The following is a 20,222-nucleotide window of genomic DNA, read 5'->3' as shown; positions in this document are numbered from 1 at the left end:
GCATGCGGCTTTATGGTCGCTCGTGTCCGGTGAGGACAAAAAGGCACCAACATGGGTCTGCACGCTGTATTCTTTTACATCTTCGCTTTCGTCGCCGTGGCGTCTGCGTTCATGGTCATTGCTTCGAAGAACCCGGTTCATTCGGTTCTCTTCCTCATTTTGACCTTTTTCAACGCAGCCGCTCTCTTCCTGCTGACGGGCGCTGAATTCCTCGCCATGATCTTGCTGGTCGTTTATGTCGGCGCTGTGGCGGTGCTGTTCCTCTTCGTCGTCATGATGCTGGATGTGGACTTTGCCGAGCTGCGCTCCGGCGTGCTGCAATATGCGCCCATCGGTGCGCTGATCGGTATCATTCTGGCGGCAGAACTCATCATCGTCGTGGGTGGCAGCGTGCTTAACCCGCAGGCGGCCAAGTCGATCACCATGCCGATCCCGAACCCGCTGGAGCGCGCCAACACGGCAGCACTCGGTGACGTTCTCTACACGAACTACGTCTACTTCTTCCAGCTGGCCGGTCTCGTGTTGCTGGTGGCCATGATCGGCGCCATCGTGCTGACTCTTCGCCACCGCACCGATATCAAGCGTCAGGACATCTCCAAGCAGGTTGGTCGCGACCCCAAGACTGCCGTGACTACGGTCAAGGTCAAGCCGGGTCAGGGCATCTGAGGCGAACGGATCCAAGGAACATAGAATATGGAAATCGGTCTTTCCCATTACCTCACGGTCAGCGCGGTCCTCTTCACGATCGGCATCTTCGGTATTTTTCTCAACCGTAAGAACGTCATCGTCATCCTCATGTCGATCGAACTCATCCTGCTTGCGGTCAACCTCAACATGGTGGCGTTCTCGTCGTTCCTCAACGATATCGTCGGCCAGGTCTTCGCATTGTTCATTCTGACCGTCGCTGCTGCGGAAGCGGCTATCGGTCTTGCAATACTCGTAGTCTTCTATCGCAACCGCGGATCGATTGCCGTGGAAGACGTCAATATGATGAAGGGCTGATAAGGCTATGATATACAAAGCTATCGTCTTTCTTCCGCTGATCGGCTTCCTGATCGCTGGCCTTTTCGGCCGCTCCATCGGTGCCAAGGCCTCGGAATATGTCACAACAGGCCTGATGATCGTCGTCGCGATCCTGTCCTGGATCGTCTTCATCGATGTTGCGCTGCTGACCCATGAAGCAGGCGAAGTCATCAAGGTGACCGTGCTGCGCTGGATCCAGTCCGGTGGTATCGATGTCGAATGGGCCTTCCGTATCGATACGCTGACGGCCGTCATGTTCGTCGTGGTCAACACGGTGTCCTGTCTCGTGCACCTGTATTCCATCGGCTACATGCACCACGATCCGCATCGTCCGCGCTTCTTCGCCTATCTGTCGCTCTTCACCTTCGCCATGCTCATGCTGGTCACATCCGACAACCTGTTGCAGATGTTCTTCGGCTGGGAAGGTGTTGGTCTGGCGTCCTATCTGCTGATCGGCTTCTGGTACAAGAAGCCATCCGCCTCTGCCGCCGCCATGAAGGCCTTCATCGTCAACCGCGTCGGTGACTTCGGCTTTATCCTCGGCATTTCCGGCCTGTTCGTGCTGTTCGGCTCGGTCAATTTCGAAACCATCTTCGCAGCCGCAGGCACCTATCTGCCTGCCGACGGCGCAGCCTCGACGGATGTCGTCATCAACCTGTTCGGCATGCAGTTGGACAAGGCCCATGCGATCACCGGCGTTTGCCTGCTGCTGTTCATGGGCTCCATGGGTAAGTCGGCGCAGTTCCTGCTGCACACATGGCTGCCGGACGCGATGGAAGGCCCGACACCTGTGTCGGCGCTCATTCACGCCGCAACCATGGTCACGGCTGGCGTCTTCCTCGTTGCGCGCATGTCGCCGATCTTTGAACTTTCGCAGGATGCCCTGACATTCGTCATGCTGATTGGCGCAATCACGGCTTTCTTTGCTGCCACGGTCGGTCTGGTTCAGAACGATATCAAGCGCGTCATTGCCTATTCGACCTGCTCGCAGCTCGGTTACATGTTCGTGGCGCTCGGTGCTGGTGCTTACGGTGCTGCCGTGTTCCACTTGTTCACGCACGCCTTCTTCAAGGCGCTGCTGTTCCTTTGCGCCGGTTCGGTCATTCACGCAGTGGATGGCGAGCAGGACATGCGTCACATGGGCGGTCTACGCAAGCACATCCCCATCACCTTCTGGACGATGACGGTGGGCACGCTGGCGCTGACAGGCGTTGGTATTCCCGGCACGATGATCGGCTTTGCCGGCTTCTTCTCCAAGGATGTGATCATCGAATCCGCCTATGCCTCGCACAATGCGGTCGCCGGTTTCGCCTTCGTGCTTCTCGTCGTCGCTGCGCTCTTCACCAGCTTCTATTCCTGGCGTTTGGCGTTCCTGACCTTCTTCGGCAAGCCGCGCGCTTCCGCAGATGTCATGCACCACGTCCATGAATCGCCGATGGTCATGCTCATCCCGCTTTTCGTGCTGACAGTCGGTGCAGTGCTCGCCGGTGTCGTGTTCGAAGGTCATTTCTTCGGTGAAGAATATGCGGAATTCTGGAAGGGCGCGCTGTTCATGCTGCCCTCCAACGAAATCCTCGAAGAGTTCCACCACGTTCCATTGTGGGTCAAGTGGAGCCCATTCGTCGCCATGGCACTCGGTTTCGTCACCGCTTGGTACTTCTACATCAAGTCGCCTGAGACGCCGAAGCGCCTGGCCGAGACCCATCGTGGCCTCTACCAGTTCCTGCTCAACAAGTGGTATTTCGACGAACTCTACGATTTCCTCTTCGTTCGTTCCGCAAAGGCGCTTGGCCGCTTCCTGTGGAAGAAGGGTGACGTTGCGGTTATCGACCACTACGGACCCAACGGTATTGCCGCACGCGTGGCTGATGTGACCAACCGCGTCGTTCGTCTGCAATCCGGTTACCTCTATCATTATGCCTTTGCGATGCTGATCGGTATTGCCGGGCTTGTCACCTGGATGATGCTCGGGAGTGCGCTTTGATGACCGATTGGCCTATTCTTTCAACGGTCACCTTCCTGCCGCTCGTCGGCGTGGTGCTCCTGCTTCTGACCAATGCGAACGGTCCGTTCGGACGTCGCAACGTCCTCAATGTATCGCTGCTGACGACGGTCTTTACCTTCGTGCTGTCGCTCTTCATCTGGATCGGTTTCGACAATTCGAACCCGGGCTTCCAGATGGTGGAAAAGCACGCCTGGTTCGGTAATATCGCGGCCTATCACCTCGGCGTGGACGGCATCTCTATGCTGTTCGTCATCCTGACGACGTTCCTGATGCCGTTTTGCGTTCTCGCAAGCTGGAATTCCATCGAGAAGCGCATCAAGGAATATATGATCGCCTTCCTGCTGCTGGAAGTCGTCATGGTCGGCGTGTTCGTCGCGCTCGATACGGTTCTCTTCTATGTCTTCTTCGAAGCGACGCTGATCCCGATGTTCATCATCATCGGCGTGTGGGGCGGCAAGGATCGCGTTTACGCATCCTACAAGTTCTTCCTCTACACGTTGCTGGGTTCGGTTCTGACCATGCTCGCCATCATGGCTATGTACTGGCAGGCTGGAACGACTGACATGACCGAGCTTCTGAAGCATGGCTTCCCGGCCGGCATGCAGACGTGGCTCTGGCTTGCCTGCTTTGCGGCCTTTGCTGTGAAGATGCCAATGTGGCCTGTTCACACCTGGCTTCCAGATGCGCACGTTCAGGCTCCGACCGCGGGGTCGGTCATTCTGGCTGGCGTGATGCTGAAGCTCGGCGGTTACGGTTTCATCCGCTTCTCGCTCTCCATGTTCCCGCTTGCCTCGGAACATTTTGCGCCCTTCGTCTTCACGCTGTCCGTCATCGCTATCATCTACACCTCACTGGTGGCCATGATGCAGGACGACATCAAGAAGCTGATCGCCTATTCGTCCGTTGCCCACATGGGTTACGTGACCATGGGTATCTTCGCCGCCAATGTTCAGGGCGTCCAGGGTGCGATCTTCCAGATGCTGTCGCACGGCATCGTCTCCGGCGCGCTGTTCCTTTGCGTCGGCGTCGTCTATGACCGCCTGCACACCCGCGAGATTTCAGCTTACGGCGGTCTCGTCAACAACATGCCGAAATATGCCGTCGCCTTCATGGTCTTCACCATGGCAAATGTCGGTCTGCCCGGCACGTCCGGCTTCGTCGGTGAATTCTTGACGATCATCGGTGTGTTCCGCGCCAACACCTGGGTTGCGCTGTTTGCCGCAACGGGCGTCATCCTTTCCGCCTCCTATGCGCTGTGGCTCTATCGCCGCGTGATTTTCGGTGCGCTGGAAAAGGAAAGCCTCAAAGCCATGCTCGATCTTTCCACCCGCGAAAAGGTCATTCTCTATCCGCTGGTAGCGCTGACGATTTTCTTCGGCGTCTATCCGGCACCGGTTTTCGATGCTACGGCAGCATCGGTGGACCTTTTGATCAATAATTATACGGCCGCATTGCAGGCAGCGCAGAATGTTGCGCTTTCTCTGAACTGACGACAGGACCCGTAGGACATGACCGCTGAAATTCTTTTTGCCAGTCTGCGCATCGCGACGCCCGAGCTGATCCTTGCGGTCGGCGCTCTGGCGCTGCTCATGATTGGGGTCTTCTCCGGGGACAAGTCGACCAACACGGTCATGGGTCTTGCCATGGCTCTTCTGGTCGTCGTCGGTCTGTGGATCATCTTCGCGCCTGCAACGGGCGAGGCCTTTGGCGGCGTTTACGTCGCAGATGCCTTCGGCAACTTCATGAAGGTGCTGGCGCTGATCGGCTCCATCGTCGCCATGATCCTGTCGATTGGCCATAGCCGTGTCGAGCCCATCGGTCGTTTCGAATATCCCGTGCTGCTGGTTCTCGCCACGCTCGGCATTCTCCTGATGATCTCGGCCAACAACCTGATCTCGCTTTACATGGCGCTCGAGCTTCAGTCGCTGGCGCTCTACGTCATTTGTGCCATCAACCGCGAAAGCCTGCGTTCCACGGAAGCCGGTCTGAAATATTTCGTTCTTGGCGCTCTGTCCTCGGGCATGCTGCTCTATGGCATGTCGTTGGTCTACGGCTTCACCGGCAACACCGGCTTCAATGAAATCGCCGCTGTTCTCTCGGCTGAAACACGCTCGCTCGGCCTCGTCTTCGGTCTGGTCTTCGTGCTGGCCGGTCTGGCGTTCAAGATTTCCGCCGTGCCGTTCCATATGTGGACGCCGGATGTTTATGAGGGCGCACCGACCACGGTCACGGCATTCCTGGCCGCTGCACCGAAAATCGGCGCCATGGCGATCTTCGTTCGTATCGTTATCGATGCCTTCCAGCCGGTTTTTGCAGACTGGCAGCAGATCGTCGTCTTCATCTCCATTGCTTCCATGCTGCTCGGTGCCTTCGCGGCCATCGGCCAGCGCAACATCAAGCGTCTGATGGCCTATTCCTCCATCGGTCACATGGGTTATGCGCTGGTGGGTCTGGCTGCCGGCACGCAGGCTGGCGTTTCCGGCGTGCTGCTCTACATGGCCGTTTACATGGGCATGACGCTCGGCACCTTCGCCTGCATCCTCGCCATGCGTCGCAAGGAAGTCGGCAATGTTGAAAGCGTGGATGATCTGGCAGGCCTTGCCTCCAGCAATCCCTTCATGGCGCTGGTGCTGACGATCCTGATGTTCTCGCTCGCAGGCATTCCGCCACTCGCTGGCTTCTTCGGAAAGTACTATGTCTTCCTCGCAGCCATCGAAGCCAAGCTTTATCCGCTGGCCGTTATCGGTGTGATTGCGTCAGTCGTCGGTGCTTTCTACTACCTGCGCATCGTCAAGGTTATGTGGTTCGATGATGCCAAGGGCAGCTTCGAAAAGGCCTCGGGCGAGCTGCGCATCGTTTACGCTTTGTCTGGTCTCTTTGTCCTTGCCTTCATCCTCTTCGGCGGTGTTCTCGGCAATGCGGTTGATGTCGCAGCAAAGACCTTCTTTTGAGTGAGACGCGTTTGAAAACGGGCCGGATGTCAGTCGATGACTTCCGGCACGAAGCTTTGGCCGAGACAACATCGACCAATGTGGAATGTTTTGCCCGCGCAAGGGCAGGCGATGGCGGCAATCTCTGGGTAACCGCCACCCGCCAGACCGGCGGTCGTGGCCGTCGCGGCAGGCCCTGGGTGTCCGAGCCCGGCAATCTCTACGCCTCCCTTCTTCTCATCGATCCCGCATCCATGGAGCATATCGGCTCCCTGCCTCTGGCCTTTGCGCTTGCGGTCTATCGCGCCATTGGTGCCGTGTTGCCCCCCGGCGGAGCGCCGCTTGAGATCAAATGGCCGAACGACATTCTCATCGGACGCAAGAAGACCTGCGGCATCTTGATGGAAGCGGAGACACTGCCGGACGGGCGCACGGCACTCGTCATCGGCATCGGCATCAATATTGCCCATATGCCTGACAACCCGGCCTATCCCGTTACGCGGCTTGGCGAACATGGCGCGGCCTGCGGGCCGGAAGAGCTGTTTGCTCATCTGTTTCGTGAAGTTGCGCATATTCTCAGCCTGTGGAGCCGGGGGCAGGGCGTGGCCGAGGTCATGCGCCTGTGGCGCGCGGCTGCCTGCGGCATTGGCGAGCCGATTACGGTCAATCTTCCGGATCGGTCTATCCGCGGGCGTTTTGCCGGAATTGATGATAATGGTTTCCTGCTGCTGAAAGAAGACGAGGGGCCAGTGCGCTCCATCGCGGCAGGTGACGTGTTTTTTGGTTGAACCGCACGGTGCGTGACATCGCGCCGACGTTCGATGTTTGGATCTGGAGCATTCCTGCTGCTCGGTAAATGCAGGACGTCCCGGCAGCCTCGCATCGGCTGCGGTCGGCGTATGATGAAAACCGATGCCATTCGCTGTCACCGCTCGTTTCAAGCGTCGCGGTAGCAAGCATGATTGGACAGAAAAAGAATGACAACAAAAGACGAACTCGTATTCTTGCCGCTCGGTGGCGTGGGCGAAATCGGCATGAATCTGGCGCTTTATGGCTATGGCCCTGCTGCCAAACGCCAATGGATCATGGTCGATTGCGGCGTGACCTTTGCAGGGCTGGACTTGCCGGGCGTGGATCTGGTGCTGCCGGATATCCGCTTCATCGAGGAGCAGCGCAACAGCCTCAAGGCTATCATTATCACCCACGCGCATGAAGACCATTATGGTGCGCTGAACGATCTGTGGCCCGGGCTCAACGTTCCGGTTTACGCGTCCGGCTTCACCGCTGGCATGCTGGAAGCCAAGCGCAATTATGAGGGCACGCGCGCTGAAATTCCGATCACGCCCTTCAAGGCTGGTGACCGCATCAATGTCGGCCCCTTCGAGGTCGAGGCGATTGGCGTCAATCACTCCATTCCAGAACCCATGTCGCTGGTCATCCGCACGCCGCTCGGCAATGTCGTCCACACCGGCGACTGGAAGATTGACCATGCGCCATCGCTTGGGCCTTTGACTGACGAGGCCCGCTTCCGTGCCATAGGCGAAGAAGGCGTGCTGGCCATGATGTGCGACAGCACCAATGCGCTGCGCGATGGTGTTTCTCCATCCGAAGAGCAGGTGTCCGAAGGTCTACGCCAGATCATCGAAAATGCCGAGGGGCGTGTGGCGATCACGACTTTCTCGTCCAATGTCGGGCGCATTCGCTCGATTGCGCAGGCTGCAGATCGTGCGGGCCGTGAAGTCCTGCTACTCGGCTCTTCGCTCAAGCGCGTCGTCAATGTTTCGCATGACCTCGGCATCATGGAAGGTATCAAGCCGTTTCTGGCCGAAGACGAATTCGGTTATATCCCGCGTAACAAGGTGGTGGTCATCCTCACCGGCTCGCAGGGCGAATCCCGCGCAGCACTTGCAAAGCTCTCGCGCGATGAAATGCGCAATGTGGCGCTGGCGTCTGGCGACACGGTCGTCTTCTCGTCGCGCGCCATTCCCGGCAACGAAAAAGCCATTCTCGATATCAAGAATGGCCTGATCGAGCAGGGCGTTCACATCATCACCGATAATGAAGCGCTGGTTCACGTCTCCGGCCACCCGCGCCGCAACGAACTCCTACAGATGTATGAGTGGGTGAAGCCGCAGATTCTTGTGCCCGTGCACGGCGAAGCCGCGCATCTGGTGGCGCAGAAGGAACTGGCCGAGCAGGCTGGCATTTCGCAGGTTCCGAAGGTCCGCAACGGCAATATCCTGCGTTTAGCTCCCGGTCCGGCGGAAGTCATCGATGATGCGCCGCATGGGCGCGTTTTCAAGGATGGCCGTCTGGTCGGTGACTTCGAGGAAATGGGCATTGGCGACCGCCGCAAGCTGTCTTTTGCCGGCCACGTCTCAATCAATGTCGTGCTGGACAGCCGCTTCGATTTCGTGGGCGACCCCGATGTCGTTCCTTTCGGCCTGCCGGAATTCGATGATGAAGGCGAGGCCATGGAAGATACGCTTTATGACGCCGTGCTGGGTGCCGTCGAAAGCATTCCGCGCGCGCGCCGCAAGGACCTAGGCGTCGTGCGTGAATCTGTACGCCGTGCGGTTCGCGCCACAGCCAATCAGGTTTGGGGCAAGAAGCCCATCGTTACCGTGTTCGTGACGAAGGTTTAATCGGTCTCATCAGCCGTTTCGGGAGGGAAACATGCTGGGTCGTATCAATCACATCGCGATTGCCGTGCCGGATCTGGCTGCGGCAGTCGCCACTTACCGCGATACGCTGGGTGCCGCCGTCTCCCAACCGCAAGCTCTGCCCGCACATGGTGTGACTGTCGTTTTCGTGGAACTGCCCAACAGCAAGGTGGAACTGCTGGAACCGCTCGGCGATAATTCGCCCATCGCGGCCTTTTTGGAAAAGAACCCCTCCGGCGGCATGCACCACATCTGCTACGAAGTGGCCGATATTCTCGTGGCACGGGATCGCCTGAAGGCAGAAGGTGCACGCGTGCTGGGTGACGGCGAACCGAAGACCGGCGCGCACGGCAAGCCGGTACTGTTTCTCCACCCGAAGGATTTCTTCGGGACTTTGATCGAGCTGGAGCAGATTTGAGTTCTGGCTGCCTTTAGAGGCGGGTGCTTTTGCGATAATTTGCCTTCGATCCCGTGGAAAGCACTGGATTGATGGCAGAAAAAACGGGAGGTTTATAACATGCAGTGGCTTTCGACATTTGCCGTGTTTTTCATCGTCTGGTGGACGGTGCTGTTCATCATCCTGCCGATTGGCCTGCGTACGCAGTCTGAAGACGGGGATGTTGCGCTGGGAACTGTGGCGAGCGCGCCGACGCGCTTCCGGGGCGGTCAGATCGTTTTGGTGACGACCCTCGTTTCTGTCGCAATCTGCGGCGTGTGGTACACAAGCACATGGTATTTCGGCTTCAGCCTAGACGACCTGCCGCGCATTATCCCGGTTTATGACTGATTTCTGTCATCAAGCTGTCATGTATAACCGCCATACCCCCAACCAACAGAGACGCGGCGTCTTGACAGACGCAAATTCGCCTTAATTAATTTTGGTGTTTTTGAGTATGTTTCAAAAAAGCAAAAAAAAACAAGGCGTTTCAGCCTTGTTTTTTAGTTTCGCGTGATCTGTAACCGTTGCCGGGGCTGCGAATGAACGCGCCTAAGATCTCATCCTCCCAAGACTGACCGCGAAATCGGCAAGAATTTAAACTTCCTGCCTCTTTTGTAAGCTGAAACTAGCCCAAAGATGAAAACTTGTCATTAGATTTTTTGCATTTTTGTTACAGTCGGCAAAAAATTCCTCTTGATGCGATATGTCGCACTTTCCGGGCAAAATTATTCCTCCTGTAACCGTTCAGCGGCGAAAGCTGTCTCATAAAATTGTCGCAAAAGCGCCATGAAAGTAAATCGGGCAAGCGTTTCGCGCTGCAAACAGGGGCTTTTCAGCCTTCGTGAATGTTCGGTTTGGAATCATATTGCGCCAACGCTGCAGAAGCGCCCACACGCGCAGTGCTGCGGGTTTCCTTCTGATAAGGAAACCGCTATGTACGGCGCAATTATCCCGTTATTCCGGCGATTCCCGCGCATAGGCGAGGCGTCGTCACAAAATGGAAACACCCATGCGTCTCAGCCGTTACTTTTTGCCCATCCTCAAGGAAAATCCCAAGGAAGCGGAAATCGTCTCGCACCGCCTTATGCTGCGTGCGGGCATGGTCCGTCAGCAGAGCCAGGGCATCTATTCCTGGCTGCCGCTCGGCAAGCGCGTCATGGACAAGGTCAACAAGATCATCCGCGAAGAGCAGGATCGCTCCGGCGCCATCGAGCTGTTGATGCCGACGCTTCAGACGGCTGAGCTTTGGCAGGAAAGCGGTCGTTACGATGATTACGGCAAGGAAATGCTGCGCATCAAGGATCGTCAGGATCGCCAGATGCTCTATGGTCCGACGAATGAAGAGATGATCACGGACATCTTCCGGTCCTATGTGAAATCCTACAAGACCCTGCCGCTGAACCTTTACCACATTCAGCTCAAGTTCCGTGACGAGGTTCGTCCGCGTTTCGGCACCATGCGCTCGCGTGAATTCCTGATGAAGGATGCCTATTCCTTCGACCTGACCAAGGAAGACGCGATCCATTCCTATAACAAGATGTTCACCGCTTACCTGCGCACCTTCTCGCGCCTTGGGCTGCGTGCTATTCCCATGCGCGCCGATACGGGCCCGATTGGCGGCAACCACAGCCATGAATTCATCATTCTGGCTGACACGGGTGAATCGGAAGTGTTCTGCCACAAGAGCTTCCTCGATCGCGGCATTCCCTCCGACGATACCAACTTCGATGACGTCGATGGTCTGCAGGGCATTTTCAACGAGTGGACGACGGATTACGCTGCCACGTCTGAAATGCACGATGAAGCCGCTTTCAACGCTATTCCTGAAGGTGAGCGTCTGTCTGCGCGCGGCATCGAAGTCGGTCACATCTTCTATTTCGGCACGAAATATTCCGAGCCGATGGGCGCGAAAGTTCAGGGCCCTGATGGCAAGGAACACCTTGTCCACATGGGTTCCTATGGCATTGGACCGACACGCCTTGTTCCCGCCATCATTGAAGCATCGCATGACGAGAACGGAATCATCTGGCCAGAATCGGTTGCTCCATTCGATGTCGTCATCATCAACATGAAGGCAGGTGACGCTGCCTGTGATGCGGCTTGTGAAAAGCTGTATTACTCGCTGACCAACGCAGGCAAGGATGTTCTGTACGACGATACGGACGACCGTGCTGGCCAGAAGTTTGCGACGGCTGACCTTATCGGCGTGCCGGTGCAGGTCATCGTCGGTCCGCGCGGCATCGCGGCTGGCGAAGTGGAAGTCAAGGATCGCAAGACCGGCGCACGCGAGACCGTGACCGTCGAAGCGGCAATGAACAGGGTGCTTGGCTGAAAAGCCGATAAGGAGAAGACATGGCAAAAGCCGAGGCTGATAACGGTGCAGGCTCTTCCGTAAAGGGTGGAGCCGCCCGGCCATTTTCGGCCTTCGAGCGCATGGTGGCCTGGCGCTACCTGCGTTCGCGCCGCAAGGAAGCGTTCATTTCCGTCATCGCAGGGTTCTCCTTCGTTGGCATCATGCTCGGCGTTGCGACGCTGATCATCGTCATGGCGGTCATGAACGGTTTCCGAACGGAGCTGATTTCCCGCATTCTCGGCATCAACGGCCATATGATCGTTCAGCCCATCGACTCTCCGTTGAAGGACTATGACGATCTGGCCAAGAAATTCGCCGCCGTTCCCGGTGTCACCATGGCTTTGCCGCTGGTCGAAGGTCAGACACTGGCGTCGGGTCGTGGCGGTGCGGGCAGTGGCGCACTTGTGCGCGGTGTTCGCACCGAAGATATTGAAAAGATCAAGGAAGTCTCCGGTAACATCAAAGTCGGCGATCTCGTCGGCTATATGTCTGGGCAGGGCGTTCTCGTCGGCTCGCGTCTCGCGTCCCAGCTAGGCGTGACGGCGGGCGACCAGATTACGCTGATATCACCGGAAGGTGACGTGACGCCAATGGGCGTCAACCCGCGCGTCAAATCCTACACGATCTCGGGCGTCTTCGAGATCGGCATGTCGGAATATGATGCCTCGATGATCTATATGCCGCTGTCCGAAGCACAGCTGTATTTCAACAATGAAGGCATCGTTCAGTCCATTGAGCTCTTCGTCACCCACCCGGATAATGTTGATGGCATCAGGCCGCTGGTGGAGACGGCAGCCGGGCGGCAGATTTATATCACCGACTGGCGACAGCGGAACCAGACCTTCTTCTCCGCGCTTCAGGTAGAGCGCAACGTCATGTTCATGATCCTGACGCTGATCGTGCTGGTGGCGGCGCTCAACATCATCTCCGGCCTCATCATGCTGGTGAAGGACAAGGGCAGCGATATTGCCATTCTGCGCACCATGGGCGCAAGCTCAGGCTCCATCATGCGCATCTTCTTCATGACGGGCGCTGCCATCGGCATCGTCGGCACTTTCGCGGGCGTCGGGCTCGGCGTCATCGTCTGTCTCAATGTGGAATCGATCCGGCAGTTCTTCTCGTGGATTTCGGGCACCGTCCTGTTCGATCCGCAGCTTTATTTCCTCAGCCAGCTTCCGGCGGAAATGCAGCTGAGCGAAACCATGACGGTCGTCATCATGGCGCTGACCTTGTCTTTCCTGGCAACGATCTTTCCGGCATGGCGGGCATCCAAGCTCGATCCAGTCCAAGCCCTGCGTTACGAATAAGGACTGCTTCACACCATGGCACAGAAAATAGCGTTGCAGCTTTCCGGCGTGGAACGGACTTACGGGCAGGGCGAAACCAGCCTGTCCATCTTGAAGAATGCCGACCTTCAGCTTAGAAGCGGTGAGATCGTCGCGCTAGTGGCACCTTCAGGCACCGGCAAATCCACGCTCCTGCATCTGGCTGGTCTGCTGGAACATCCCGATGCGGGCGAAGTCGTCGTCAATGGCAGATCCTGTGGCGATCTCTCGGATGAAGAGCGCACGCTGATCCGCCGCAGCGACATCGGCTTTGTCTACCAGTTCCACCACCTGCTGCCGGAATTCACCGCGCTCGAAAACATCATGATGCCGCAGCTTATTTCCGGGCTAAAGCATGCGGAAGCCAGCGAACGCGCCAAGGCGCTGCTGGACTATATGCGCATCGGCCACCGGGCAGACCACCGCCCGTCTGAGCTTTCCGGTGGTGAACAGCAGCGCGTGGCCATCGCCCGCGCCGTCGCCAATGCACCGCTTCTGCTGCTGGCCGATGAGCCAACCGGCAACCTTGATCCTGAAACCGCATCCTACGTATTCGGCGCTCTCGAAGCCCTGGTCCGCCAGTCCGGTCTCGCGGCCCTCATCGCCACCCACAACCACGAGCTCGCCGGCCGCATGGACCGCCGCGTCACGCTCAGCGAAGGCAAAATCGTAGAGTTCTGATCGGCGTCCGACTTCTCTGGTTCAAATAAAAAAGCACGGCTATCACGCCGTGCTTTTTCTTTGAATACGGATGGTGAAGATGCGCCAGAGCCCCGCGCTCCGGCGCATCTTCGTCCAGAGGCTTATCGTGGGCGGATTGCGTTTACACGCACTGCGACCTGCTGATTGTTAACGTTCAAACCAATGTAGTCGTACTGCACGCCAGCCGTTTCAACGAATTCCTGGAACGCCTTGTACTCATGCAGTTCCCAGCCAGGATAGTTAAAATACTCATCGAACAGAATGATCGTGCCCGGGACGATACGGTCACGCAACTGCGTGAACACAGTCTGTGTCGAGGAGTAGAGATCACAATCGACATGGATCAGCGAGGCTGGACCCTGATGCGCGTCAAGGAAGGCAGGCAGGGTGCGGTCAAACCAGCCGACGACGAGTTCGACATTTGGCAGAACCTGCGGCAGGCCTTCACGGGCGAAAGCACCCTTGTCGAAGCCCGGACGCCAAGCTTCCGGCAGGCCTTCGAAGCTGTCGAAGCCGTAAACCGGTGTGCTGATATTCTCTGCGATGCGGTTGATCGACCGACCGGAGAAAACGCCGAATTCGAGAACCAGACCTTCGACCTTTGCCGCTTCGCAGGAGTAGTCGATCAGGTCTTGGGTCGTTTCCAGATGTTTTGCGGTCAGCATTTTGCTGTACATGTACTGGCTGGACGTGACGCCAGCGGTCAACCTGGAAATGAAGTTCAGGTTGAAAGAGCCGGTTGGTGGCGATGATATTGCAAAGTTGGATACAGATAAAATCTTTTGGAGGACGTCGTCGTTGCTTGTTGCAGTCGCTGCTTCGCTCATTTTGAAAACTCTAAGCCAGATGTAGTGATGTGAGCGACTTATATTAAGCCGCTCTGCCCCGTCGTCTTCTGGAGCGCATTGATGGTTAGGCTAACCTGAATTTTAAATCAGGAATCTCAGAAGACATGGTTGTGTTATTGCCGTTTTAACTTGCGCGAAGCGTGTGGCTCCTGGTTACACTGGATTTGCGCAAAGCATCATCAGTGTTTCCACATGTACCCCAAATAAAAAGGCAAGTCCTGCTCTGCCATGACTGGCATGATCGGTTCTGATGAACGAGCCTGCGCAATTCTCCACTCAGCTTTGAACTCGATGGAAGCGCGGCGATTTTTGCCGCCACCACATGACGCCATCGACCCTTGGTTTGCCCTTTCGAGTCAAGCACTTGCCGCGAATCGAACGCGGGAACCCGCACGACTCGGCGTGCGTTGACAAGACAAGGGTGAAAAATAAGCAGTTGACAGTGGAACTAAATAAGAACAAAGTTAGAACATAAAGAGTATGGAGAGACAAATGACCGACATCATCCGTGACATTGCCGCTTTCGCTTCCATCGCCGTCTTTGTTGCTAGCTTCTCGGTGATCCTCACTTCCATGTGATGTGTTGACGTCGTTTCAACCGGAAATGACGTGTAAACTTAACCTTAGGCAGTGGACTTTGCCTTCAGGAAATCCGAAAATCCCGCTGAATCAGAATGGCGGGATAAAGTAAAATGGGTGAGATTTTGGTGAGCGGTGATAAGGCCGCACATGAGCTAAAAACACCCGGCTTCGTTCACCTTAGGGTGCACTCTGCCTACTCCTTGCTTGAGGGCGCGTTGCCCTTGAAGAAAATCATGGCCAAGGCCGTCAGCGACGGTCAGCCCGCCATCGCCATTACCGATACCAACAATCTGTTCGTCGCGCTGGAGTTCTCCGAAAAGGCGCGAGACGAGGGCTTGCAGCCCATCATTGGCTGCCAGATCTCGCTCGATTTGCAGGACGCAACCGATGACAAACGCGGCAACAACAACCTCGCCAAGCTGCCGTCTATCGTTCTTCTGGCGGCGGATGCACAGGGCTATGAGCGACTGGTCGATCTGATTAGCCGTGCCTATCTGGATGGCGAGGGTACAGGCCACGCGGTCAGCATCACCAAGTCCTGGCTGGAAGAGGGTGACAATAGCGGTCTGATCGTTCTCACTGGTGCGTCTGGCGGACCCATCGATATGGCGCTGCGAGATGGCCATACCAATCTAGCGACAAAGCGCTTGATGGTGCTGAAGGAGCTTTTCGGCGACCGTCTCTATATGGAATTGCAGCGTCAGGGCAATTTCGATCGCGCCCATGAGCGCCGCGTGATTTCTCTGGCCTATGAGCACGACATTCCGCTCGTTGCCACCAATGAGGCGTTCTTCCCGTCGCGTGCGGATTACGATGCGCACGATGCCTTGATGGCTGTCGCCCACAATGCCATCGTCTCCGATGACAGCAGATTCCGCCTCACGCCGGACCACTATCTGAAAAGCCGCAGCGAGATGATGGCACTTTTTGCCGACATTCCCGAGGCTTTGGAAAACACAATCGAGATCGCGCAGCGCTGCTCTTATGTTCTCAAAAAACGTGGGCCAATCCTGCCTCGTTTCACCGGTGCCAGCGATGACCCGGAAGAGGCGGAACGCGCCGAGTCGCTCGAGCTTCGTCGTCAGGCCGTGGAAGGGCTCGACCAGCGTTTGGCCTCGCTCGGCATGGCGCCGGGTTATACCGAGCAGGAATATCGCGACCGGCTGGATTTCGAACTCGGCGTTATCGAACGCATGAAGTTTCCCGGCTACTTCCTCATCGTTGCCGACTTCATCAAATGGGCTAAGCAGCAGGATATCCCCGTTGGCCCGGGCCGTGGTTCGGGTGCTGGCTCGCTGGTTGCCTACGCGCTTACCATTACCGATGTCGATCCGCTACGCTTCTCGCTGCTGTTCGAACGCTTCCTCAATCCAGAACGCGTATCGATGCCCGACTTCGATATCGACTTCTGTCAAGACCGCCGCGAAGAGGTCATTCGCTACGTGCAGCGCAAATATGGCCGCGAGCAGGTGGCGCAGATCATCACCTTCGGTTCGCTACAGGCGCGTGCCGCCTTGCGTGACGTTGGTCGCGTGCTGGAAATGCCCTATGGTCAGGTGGACCGCATCTGCAAGCTGGTGCCGAACAATCCGGCCAATCCCACGCCGCTGTCCAAGGCCATCGAGGAAGAGCCGCGTTTTCAGGAGGAGGCCGACAAGGAGCCGGTCGTCGCGCGTCTTCTGGATATCGCCCAGAAGATCGAGGGCCTGTATCGCCACGCCTCCACTCACGCCGCCGGTATAGTTATCGGTGACCGTCCGCTGTCCAAGCTCGTGCCCATGTATCGCGATCCGCGCTCGGACATGCCCGTCACCCAGTTCAACATGAAATGGGTGGAAAGCGCCGGTCTCGTCAAATTCGACTTTCTCGGCCTGAAGACGCTGACGGTCTTGAAAGTGGCGGTGGACTTCGTTGCTAAACGCGGCATCTCCGTAGATTTGGCGGCCATTCCGCTGGATGACCAGAAGACCTATGAAATGCTGTCGCGCGGCGAAACCATCGGTGTGTTCCAGGTGGAAAGTGCGGGCATGCGCAAGGCGCTGATCGGCATGCGCCCGGACTGTATCGAAGATATCATTGCGCTGGTGGCGCTCTATCGTCCGGGCCCGATGGAAAACATCCCGGTCTACAATGCCCGTAAACATGGTGAGGAAGAGATCGAGTCGATCCACCCGACCATCGATCATCTGCTGAAGGAAACGCAGGGCGTTATCGTTTATCAGGAACAGGTGATGCAGATCGCCCAGGTCCTGTCCGGCTATTCGCTGGGTGAAGCCGATCTTCTGCGCCGTGCCATGGGTAAGAAGATCAAGGAGGAAATGGACCAGCAGCGTGAGCGTTTCGTGGAAGGCGCGATCCGCAACAATGTCTCCAAGGCGCAGTCCGATACCATTTTCGATCTGCTAGCGAAGTTCGCCAATTACGGCTTCAACAAATCCCACGCTGCCGCTTACGCCATCGTGTCTTACCAGACGGCCTATATGAAGGCGCATTTCCCGGTGGAGTTCCTCGCGGCCTCCATGACGCTGGATATGGCCAATACGGAAAAGGTCAACGACTTCCGTCAAGATGCGGGCCGCATGGGCATTGAGATCGTCGCGCCATCGGTGCAGACATCCCACCGTCGTTTCGAGCCGGGTGAAAACCGCATCTATTATTCGCTGGCGGCGCTGAAAGGCGTGGGCGAGGGCGCGGTTGATCACATCGTGGAAGTGCGCGGCGAAAAGCCCTTCACCAGCCTTGAGGATTTCTGCCTACGTATCGACCCCAAACAGGTCAACCGCCGCGTGCTGGAAAGTCTCATCAATGCGGGCGCTTTCGATTGCTTCGGCAAGGACCGCGCCGAACTCATCGGTGGGCTGGACCGCGTCATCGGTTACGCGCAGATCGCGCAAAGCCGCCGGGTCAGCGGTCAGCATGATATGTTCGGCTCCGGCAGTGCAAGCGGACCGGAAAAGCTGGTTCTGCCAGCGTATCAGCCTTGGCTCGCATCGGAAAAGCTGCTGCGGGAATATCAGGTGCTGGGCTTCTACCTCACCGCCCATCCGCTCGATACCTACCGCGCCATTCTCGATAAGCTGCGGGTGCAGAATATTGCCGACTTCACGGCATCGGTGAAACAGGGCGCCACCGCTGGCCGTCTGGCCGGCACAGTCACCGGCAAGCAGGAGCGCAAGACCCGTACCGGCAACAAAATGGGCATCGTCACCTTCTCGGATGCGTCAGGCCAGTATGAGGCCGTGTTGTTTTCGGAAGGGCTTGGACAGTACCGTGATCTGCTCGAGGTCGGCAAATCGCTTGTGATTACCGTACAGGCGGAAGAGCGGCCAGAAGGCATTGGACTGCGCATTCAGACTGCGCAGTCACTCGAAGAAAAATCGGTCCAAATGCAGAAGGCGCTACGTGTATATCTTCGCAATTCCGGCCCGATGAAGGCGCTGGCGCACCACCTCAACAAGGGCGATGGCTCAGTCTATTTCGTGCTGATCAAGGATGATGGCCAGCGCGAAATCGAGGTGGAATTGCCGGGGAAATACCGCATCTCACCGGAAGTCGGCGCAGCATTCCGCTCCGCCTCCGGGGTCATCGATGTCGAGCTGATCTTATTTAAAACAACTTCTTGTTGCGGAAAATTGAACCGGTTTCAGAACAGGCTGTTGGTCGGAAAAGCAAAAGCACCCTTGTCGATAAAGCCGTGACGAGACAGGCACGCCCGCAGCGCCGCATTGTAGTAATAGGATGTCGTGTAGGCAGTGCCACGTGGTGGCGAGCTGGCTTCAGCCGTGCAGTTTGACAGCGCCCGGTCATAGACGTCGAGAAGGATGGGATCGCTTGTCACGTCCGGCCCGGCATAAACGCTGTAATTTTTGGGTGATTCCGCGGCCGAAACGCAGGCCAGACCAAGAATGGCTGCTGCTACATATTTGATGTTCATTTGCTGGCTCTCCACGCTGTAATGGTGAGCTATGTCAACGCCGTTGGTCCGGCTTCCGTTCCCGCAAGACGTGCACATCCTGCGGGCGGAGGCACTTCGTTACATTGGGCGGTCGCGCGTCACGGTAATGAAGTCCGTTCCCTGTCCGGTTTCCAGCCCGTGGCTGAGATCGGCAACGGTGATGGAACTGCCGACGGCAAGCTCTGCCTCGAGCTTGTCACGGATCACATCCGGTATTTCAAGACGATCCAGCACCGCATTCAGCTGGTTGGAACCGCCCGGCGCCTCCGCCACGTCGATGCCGAGGCGTTTGCGGGCGGCGGCTGGCAGATGGTTTTCCAGCGTCAGGCCGTTCCATTCCGCCTTACCCTTGTCGCGGTCCATATCGATGACCTCGAAGAAATGGGTGCCGAGCGCCACATGCGGGTCTTTGATATGGATGGGCGCTTCGAACAGGGGCTTGAAGTCGCGCCGCACCATGAGCTGGCCGTTTGGCGCGGCTTCTGCACCGGCGGAAGTGTAAAGTGCATCCACGAAATCATCACTCAGCAGCGGGCCGGTGGTCTTCATACCCTTCCAGCGCTTGAAGCCATTGATGGCGGTCTCGGTCATCTGGCCCATGAAACCATCTGCCACGCCAGCATCGAAGCCGATGCTGGTCAACAGTTGCTGCACATCCATGATCTTCTCACGGTCGCCGCGACGGGTGATCAGAATGCGAAGCGGCGAGCGGTTGGTTTCCACAGATGCCTTGGGCTTCACGGAACTCGTCGTCTGGTTGACTGCAACTTCCACCAGCTTCAGCGAAGCATCGAAGGTTGCCGGGCGCAGCTCGACATCGGATAGCATCAACCCGTCATCAGCCGTGTCCTTGGGCTGCAAAAGGGCAGGGTGGTCGATGTGGCGCAGTGAGACATCCGCATCGGAAATGATGACATGCACGCCACGCGCCGTCATGCCGTAGAGCGACTTGGCGAATTTGGCAGGCAGGCGAATGCAGCCATGCGAGGCTGGGTAATTCGGCACGCGGCCCTCGTGCAGCGCAATGCCGGACCATGTCAGCCGCTGCATGAAGGGCATGGGCGCTGCCGAATAGATATTGGACTCGTGGTATTTGCGCTTGTCGATGATGGAGAAGATGCCGCTCGGCGTGTCGTGTCCCGCCTTGCCGGTGGAGACTTTCGACGTCGCAATCACTTCGCCGTCCTCATAGAGCGATAGCATCTGCTCGCTCTTGGAAACGACAACCTGCAGACTTCGCGCATCCCCGGCAAAGGCCGTCTGCACCAGAACGGAAGTTGAAAGGAGGCAGGCTCCCACAAATGCACGCAACATCATGTCACTCCAACGCAATACAAAACGTGCCTTCATACGCAAGGCACAGGAGCTAAGGGCCACCTAAAAACCAAGGCGGCTTT

15 protein-coding genes and 1 pseudogene are annotated in these 20,222 nt (G+C 57.2%); 13 read left to right on the top strand and 3 right to left on the bottom strand.

The genetic code is table 11. The features are described 5' to 3' along the window. The first annotated feature begins 51 nt into the window (after positions 1–51). The 12 genes from AC27VJ_RS19335 (at position 52) to AC27VJ_RS19280 (ending at position 13,419) form a co-directional block, all read left to right on the top strand. Positions 52–666 (top strand): NADH-quinone oxidoreductase subunit J, encoded by a 615-nt coding sequence (locus AC27VJ_RS19335; RefSeq protein ID WP_062451390.1) that lies wholly within the window; start codon positions 52–54, stop codon positions 664–666. A gap of 27 nt (positions 667–693) precedes the next feature. Next, positions 694–1,002 (top strand): NADH-quinone oxidoreductase subunit NuoK, encoded by a 309-nt coding sequence (gene nuoK / locus AC27VJ_RS19330; protein ID WP_042619655.1) that lies wholly within the window; start codon positions 694–696, stop codon positions 1,000–1,002. A gap of 7 nt (positions 1,003–1,009) precedes the next feature. Next, positions 1,010–3,007: an NADH-quinone oxidoreductase subunit L gene (gene nuoL / locus AC27VJ_RS19325; RefSeq protein WP_488685369.1), complete on the top strand. Its 1,998-nt coding sequence runs from the start codon at positions 1,010–1,012 to the stop codon at positions 3,005–3,007. Further along, complete coding sequence (locus tag AC27VJ_RS19320) at positions 3,007–4,518, top strand: NADH-quinone oxidoreductase subunit M (protein ID WP_353575596.1); 1,512 nt, start codon at positions 3,007–3,009, stop codon at positions 4,516–4,518. Before nuoL ends, AC27VJ_RS19320 begins: the two co-directional genes overlap by 1 nt. A gap of 18 nt (positions 4,519–4,536) precedes the next feature. Next, complete coding sequence (gene nuoN / locus AC27VJ_RS19315; protein ID WP_488685368.1) at positions 4,537–5,979, top strand: NADH-quinone oxidoreductase subunit NuoN; 1,443 nt, start codon at positions 4,537–4,539, stop codon at positions 5,977–5,979. A 26-nt stretch (positions 5,980–6,005) separates the two neighbouring features. Further along, positions 6,006–6,746 (top strand): biotin--[acetyl-CoA-carboxylase] ligase, encoded by a 741-nt coding sequence (locus tag AC27VJ_RS19310; protein ID WP_488685367.1) that lies wholly within the window; start codon positions 6,006–6,008, stop codon positions 6,744–6,746. 189 nt (positions 6,747–6,935) lie between these two features. Continuing rightward, the gene (locus tag AC27VJ_RS19305) at positions 6,936–8,603 is read left to right on the top strand and encodes a ribonuclease J (protein WP_488685366.1); all 1,668 of its coding nucleotides are present in this window, start codon (positions 6,936–6,938) and stop codon (positions 8,601–8,603) included. 31 nt (positions 8,604–8,634) lie between these two features. Then, entirely contained in the window at positions 8,635–9,039 is a 405-nt protein-coding gene (gene mce / locus AC27VJ_RS19300) for a methylmalonyl-CoA epimerase (protein WP_488685365.1), read from the top strand. A gap of 99 nt (positions 9,040–9,138) precedes the next feature. Then, on the top strand, positions 9,139–9,408 hold the full coding sequence (locus tag AC27VJ_RS19295; protein ID WP_488685364.1) for a DUF1467 family protein: 270 nt from the start codon (positions 9,139–9,141) through the stop codon (positions 9,406–9,408). 661 nt (positions 9,409–10,069) lie between these two features. Beyond that, on the top strand, positions 10,070–11,392 hold the full coding sequence (proS, locus tag AC27VJ_RS19290) for a proline--tRNA ligase (protein WP_353575601.1): 1,323 nt from the start codon (positions 10,070–10,072) through the stop codon (positions 11,390–11,392). Positions 11,393–11,412: 20 nt separating this feature from the next. After that, on the top strand, positions 11,413–12,720 hold the full coding sequence (locus AC27VJ_RS19285) for a lipoprotein-releasing ABC transporter permease subunit (RefSeq protein WP_113089446.1): 1,308 nt from the start codon (positions 11,413–11,415) through the stop codon (positions 12,718–12,720). Positions 12,721–12,735: 15 nt separating this feature from the next. Next, positions 12,736–13,419, top strand: a complete 684-nt coding sequence (locus tag AC27VJ_RS19280; RefSeq protein ID WP_353575602.1) for an ABC transporter ATP-binding protein — start codon at positions 12,736–12,738, stop codon at positions 13,417–13,419. Positions 13,420–13,541: 122 nt separating this feature from the next. On the opposite strand, the gene AC27VJ_RS19275 is transcribed toward AC27VJ_RS19280, so the two are convergent. After that, a complete protein-coding gene (locus tag AC27VJ_RS19275; RefSeq protein ID WP_488685363.1) occupies positions 13,542–14,267 on the bottom strand; it encodes a class I SAM-dependent methyltransferase in 726 nt (241 codons plus the stop codon). Between the two features lie 713 nt (positions 14,268–14,980). On the opposite strand from AC27VJ_RS19275, the pseudogene dnaE reads away from it, so the two are divergent. Then, positions 14,981–18,472, top strand: a pseudogene (gene dnaE, locus AC27VJ_RS19270) (DNA polymerase III subunit alpha); the annotation flags it as partial. A 41-nt stretch (positions 18,473–18,513) separates the two neighbouring features. Here the strand turns inward: dnaE and AC27VJ_RS19265 are convergent. After that, entirely contained in the window at positions 18,514–18,804 is a 291-nt protein-coding gene (locus tag AC27VJ_RS19265; RefSeq protein WP_113089442.1) for a hypothetical protein, read from the bottom strand. 99 nt (positions 18,805–18,903) lie between these two features. Next, a complete protein-coding gene (locus AC27VJ_RS19260; RefSeq protein WP_488685362.1) occupies positions 18,904–20,142 on the bottom strand; it encodes a L,D-transpeptidase family protein in 1,239 nt (412 codons plus the stop codon). Between the last annotated feature and the right edge of the window lie 80 nt (positions 20,143–20,222).

Source organism: Agrobacterium sp. 20P9.1.2 (assembly GCF_057799395.1).
Note: the sequence above shows the minus strand (reverse complement) of the source record. Positions and strands in the feature narration are given on the sequence as shown.

What these genes read in the sequence shown, in the direction of transcription:
- AC27VJ_RS19280 (WP_353575602.1), top strand. Translation starts at nt 12,736, where the DNA reads ATGGCACAGAAAATAGCGTTGCAGCTTTCCGGCGTGGAACGGACTTAC.
- nuoL (WP_488685369.1), top strand. Translation starts at nt 1,010, where the DNA reads ATGATATACAAAGCTATCGTCTTTCTTCCGCTGATCGGCTTCCTGATC.
- proS (WP_353575601.1), top strand. Translation starts at nt 10,070, where the DNA reads ATGCGTCTCAGCCGTTACTTTTTGCCCATCCTCAAGGAAAATCCCAAG.
- AC27VJ_RS19285 (WP_113089446.1), top strand. Translation starts at nt 11,413, where the DNA reads ATGGCAAAAGCCGAGGCTGATAACGGTGCAGGCTCTTCCGTAAAGGGT.
- AC27VJ_RS19295 (WP_488685364.1), top strand. Translation starts at nt 9,139, where the DNA reads ATGCAGTGGCTTTCGACATTTGCCGTGTTTTTCATCGTCTGGTGGACG.
- AC27VJ_RS19335 (WP_062451390.1), top strand. Translation starts at nt 52, where the DNA reads ATGGGTCTGCACGCTGTATTCTTTTACATCTTCGCTTTCGTCGCCGTG.
- AC27VJ_RS19320 (WP_353575596.1), top strand. Translation starts at nt 3,007, where the DNA reads ATGACCGATTGGCCTATTCTTTCAACGGTCACCTTCCTGCCGCTCGTC.
- mce (WP_488685365.1), top strand. Translation starts at nt 8,635, where the DNA reads ATGCTGGGTCGTATCAATCACATCGCGATTGCCGTGCCGGATCTGGCT.
- AC27VJ_RS19260 (WP_488685362.1), bottom strand. Translation starts at nt 20,142, where the DNA reads ATGATGTTGCGTGCATTTGTGGGAGCCTGCCTCCTTTCAACTTCCGTT.
- AC27VJ_RS19310 (WP_488685367.1), top strand. Translation starts at nt 6,006, where the DNA reads ATGTCAGTCGATGACTTCCGGCACGAAGCTTTGGCCGAGACAACATCG.
- AC27VJ_RS19305 (WP_488685366.1), top strand. Translation starts at nt 6,936, where the DNA reads ATGACAACAAAAGACGAACTCGTATTCTTGCCGCTCGGTGGCGTGGGC.
- AC27VJ_RS19265 (WP_113089442.1), bottom strand. Translation starts at nt 18,804, where the DNA reads ATGAACATCAAATATGTAGCAGCAGCCATTCTTGGTCTGGCCTGCGTT.
- AC27VJ_RS19275 (WP_488685363.1), bottom strand. Translation starts at nt 14,267, where the DNA reads ATGAGCGAAGCAGCGACTGCAACAAGCAACGACGACGTCCTCCAAAAG.
- nuoK (WP_042619655.1), top strand. Translation starts at nt 694, where the DNA reads ATGGAAATCGGTCTTTCCCATTACCTCACGGTCAGCGCGGTCCTCTTC.
- nuoN (WP_488685368.1), top strand. Translation starts at nt 4,537, where the DNA reads ATGACCGCTGAAATTCTTTTTGCCAGTCTGCGCATCGCGACGCCCGAG.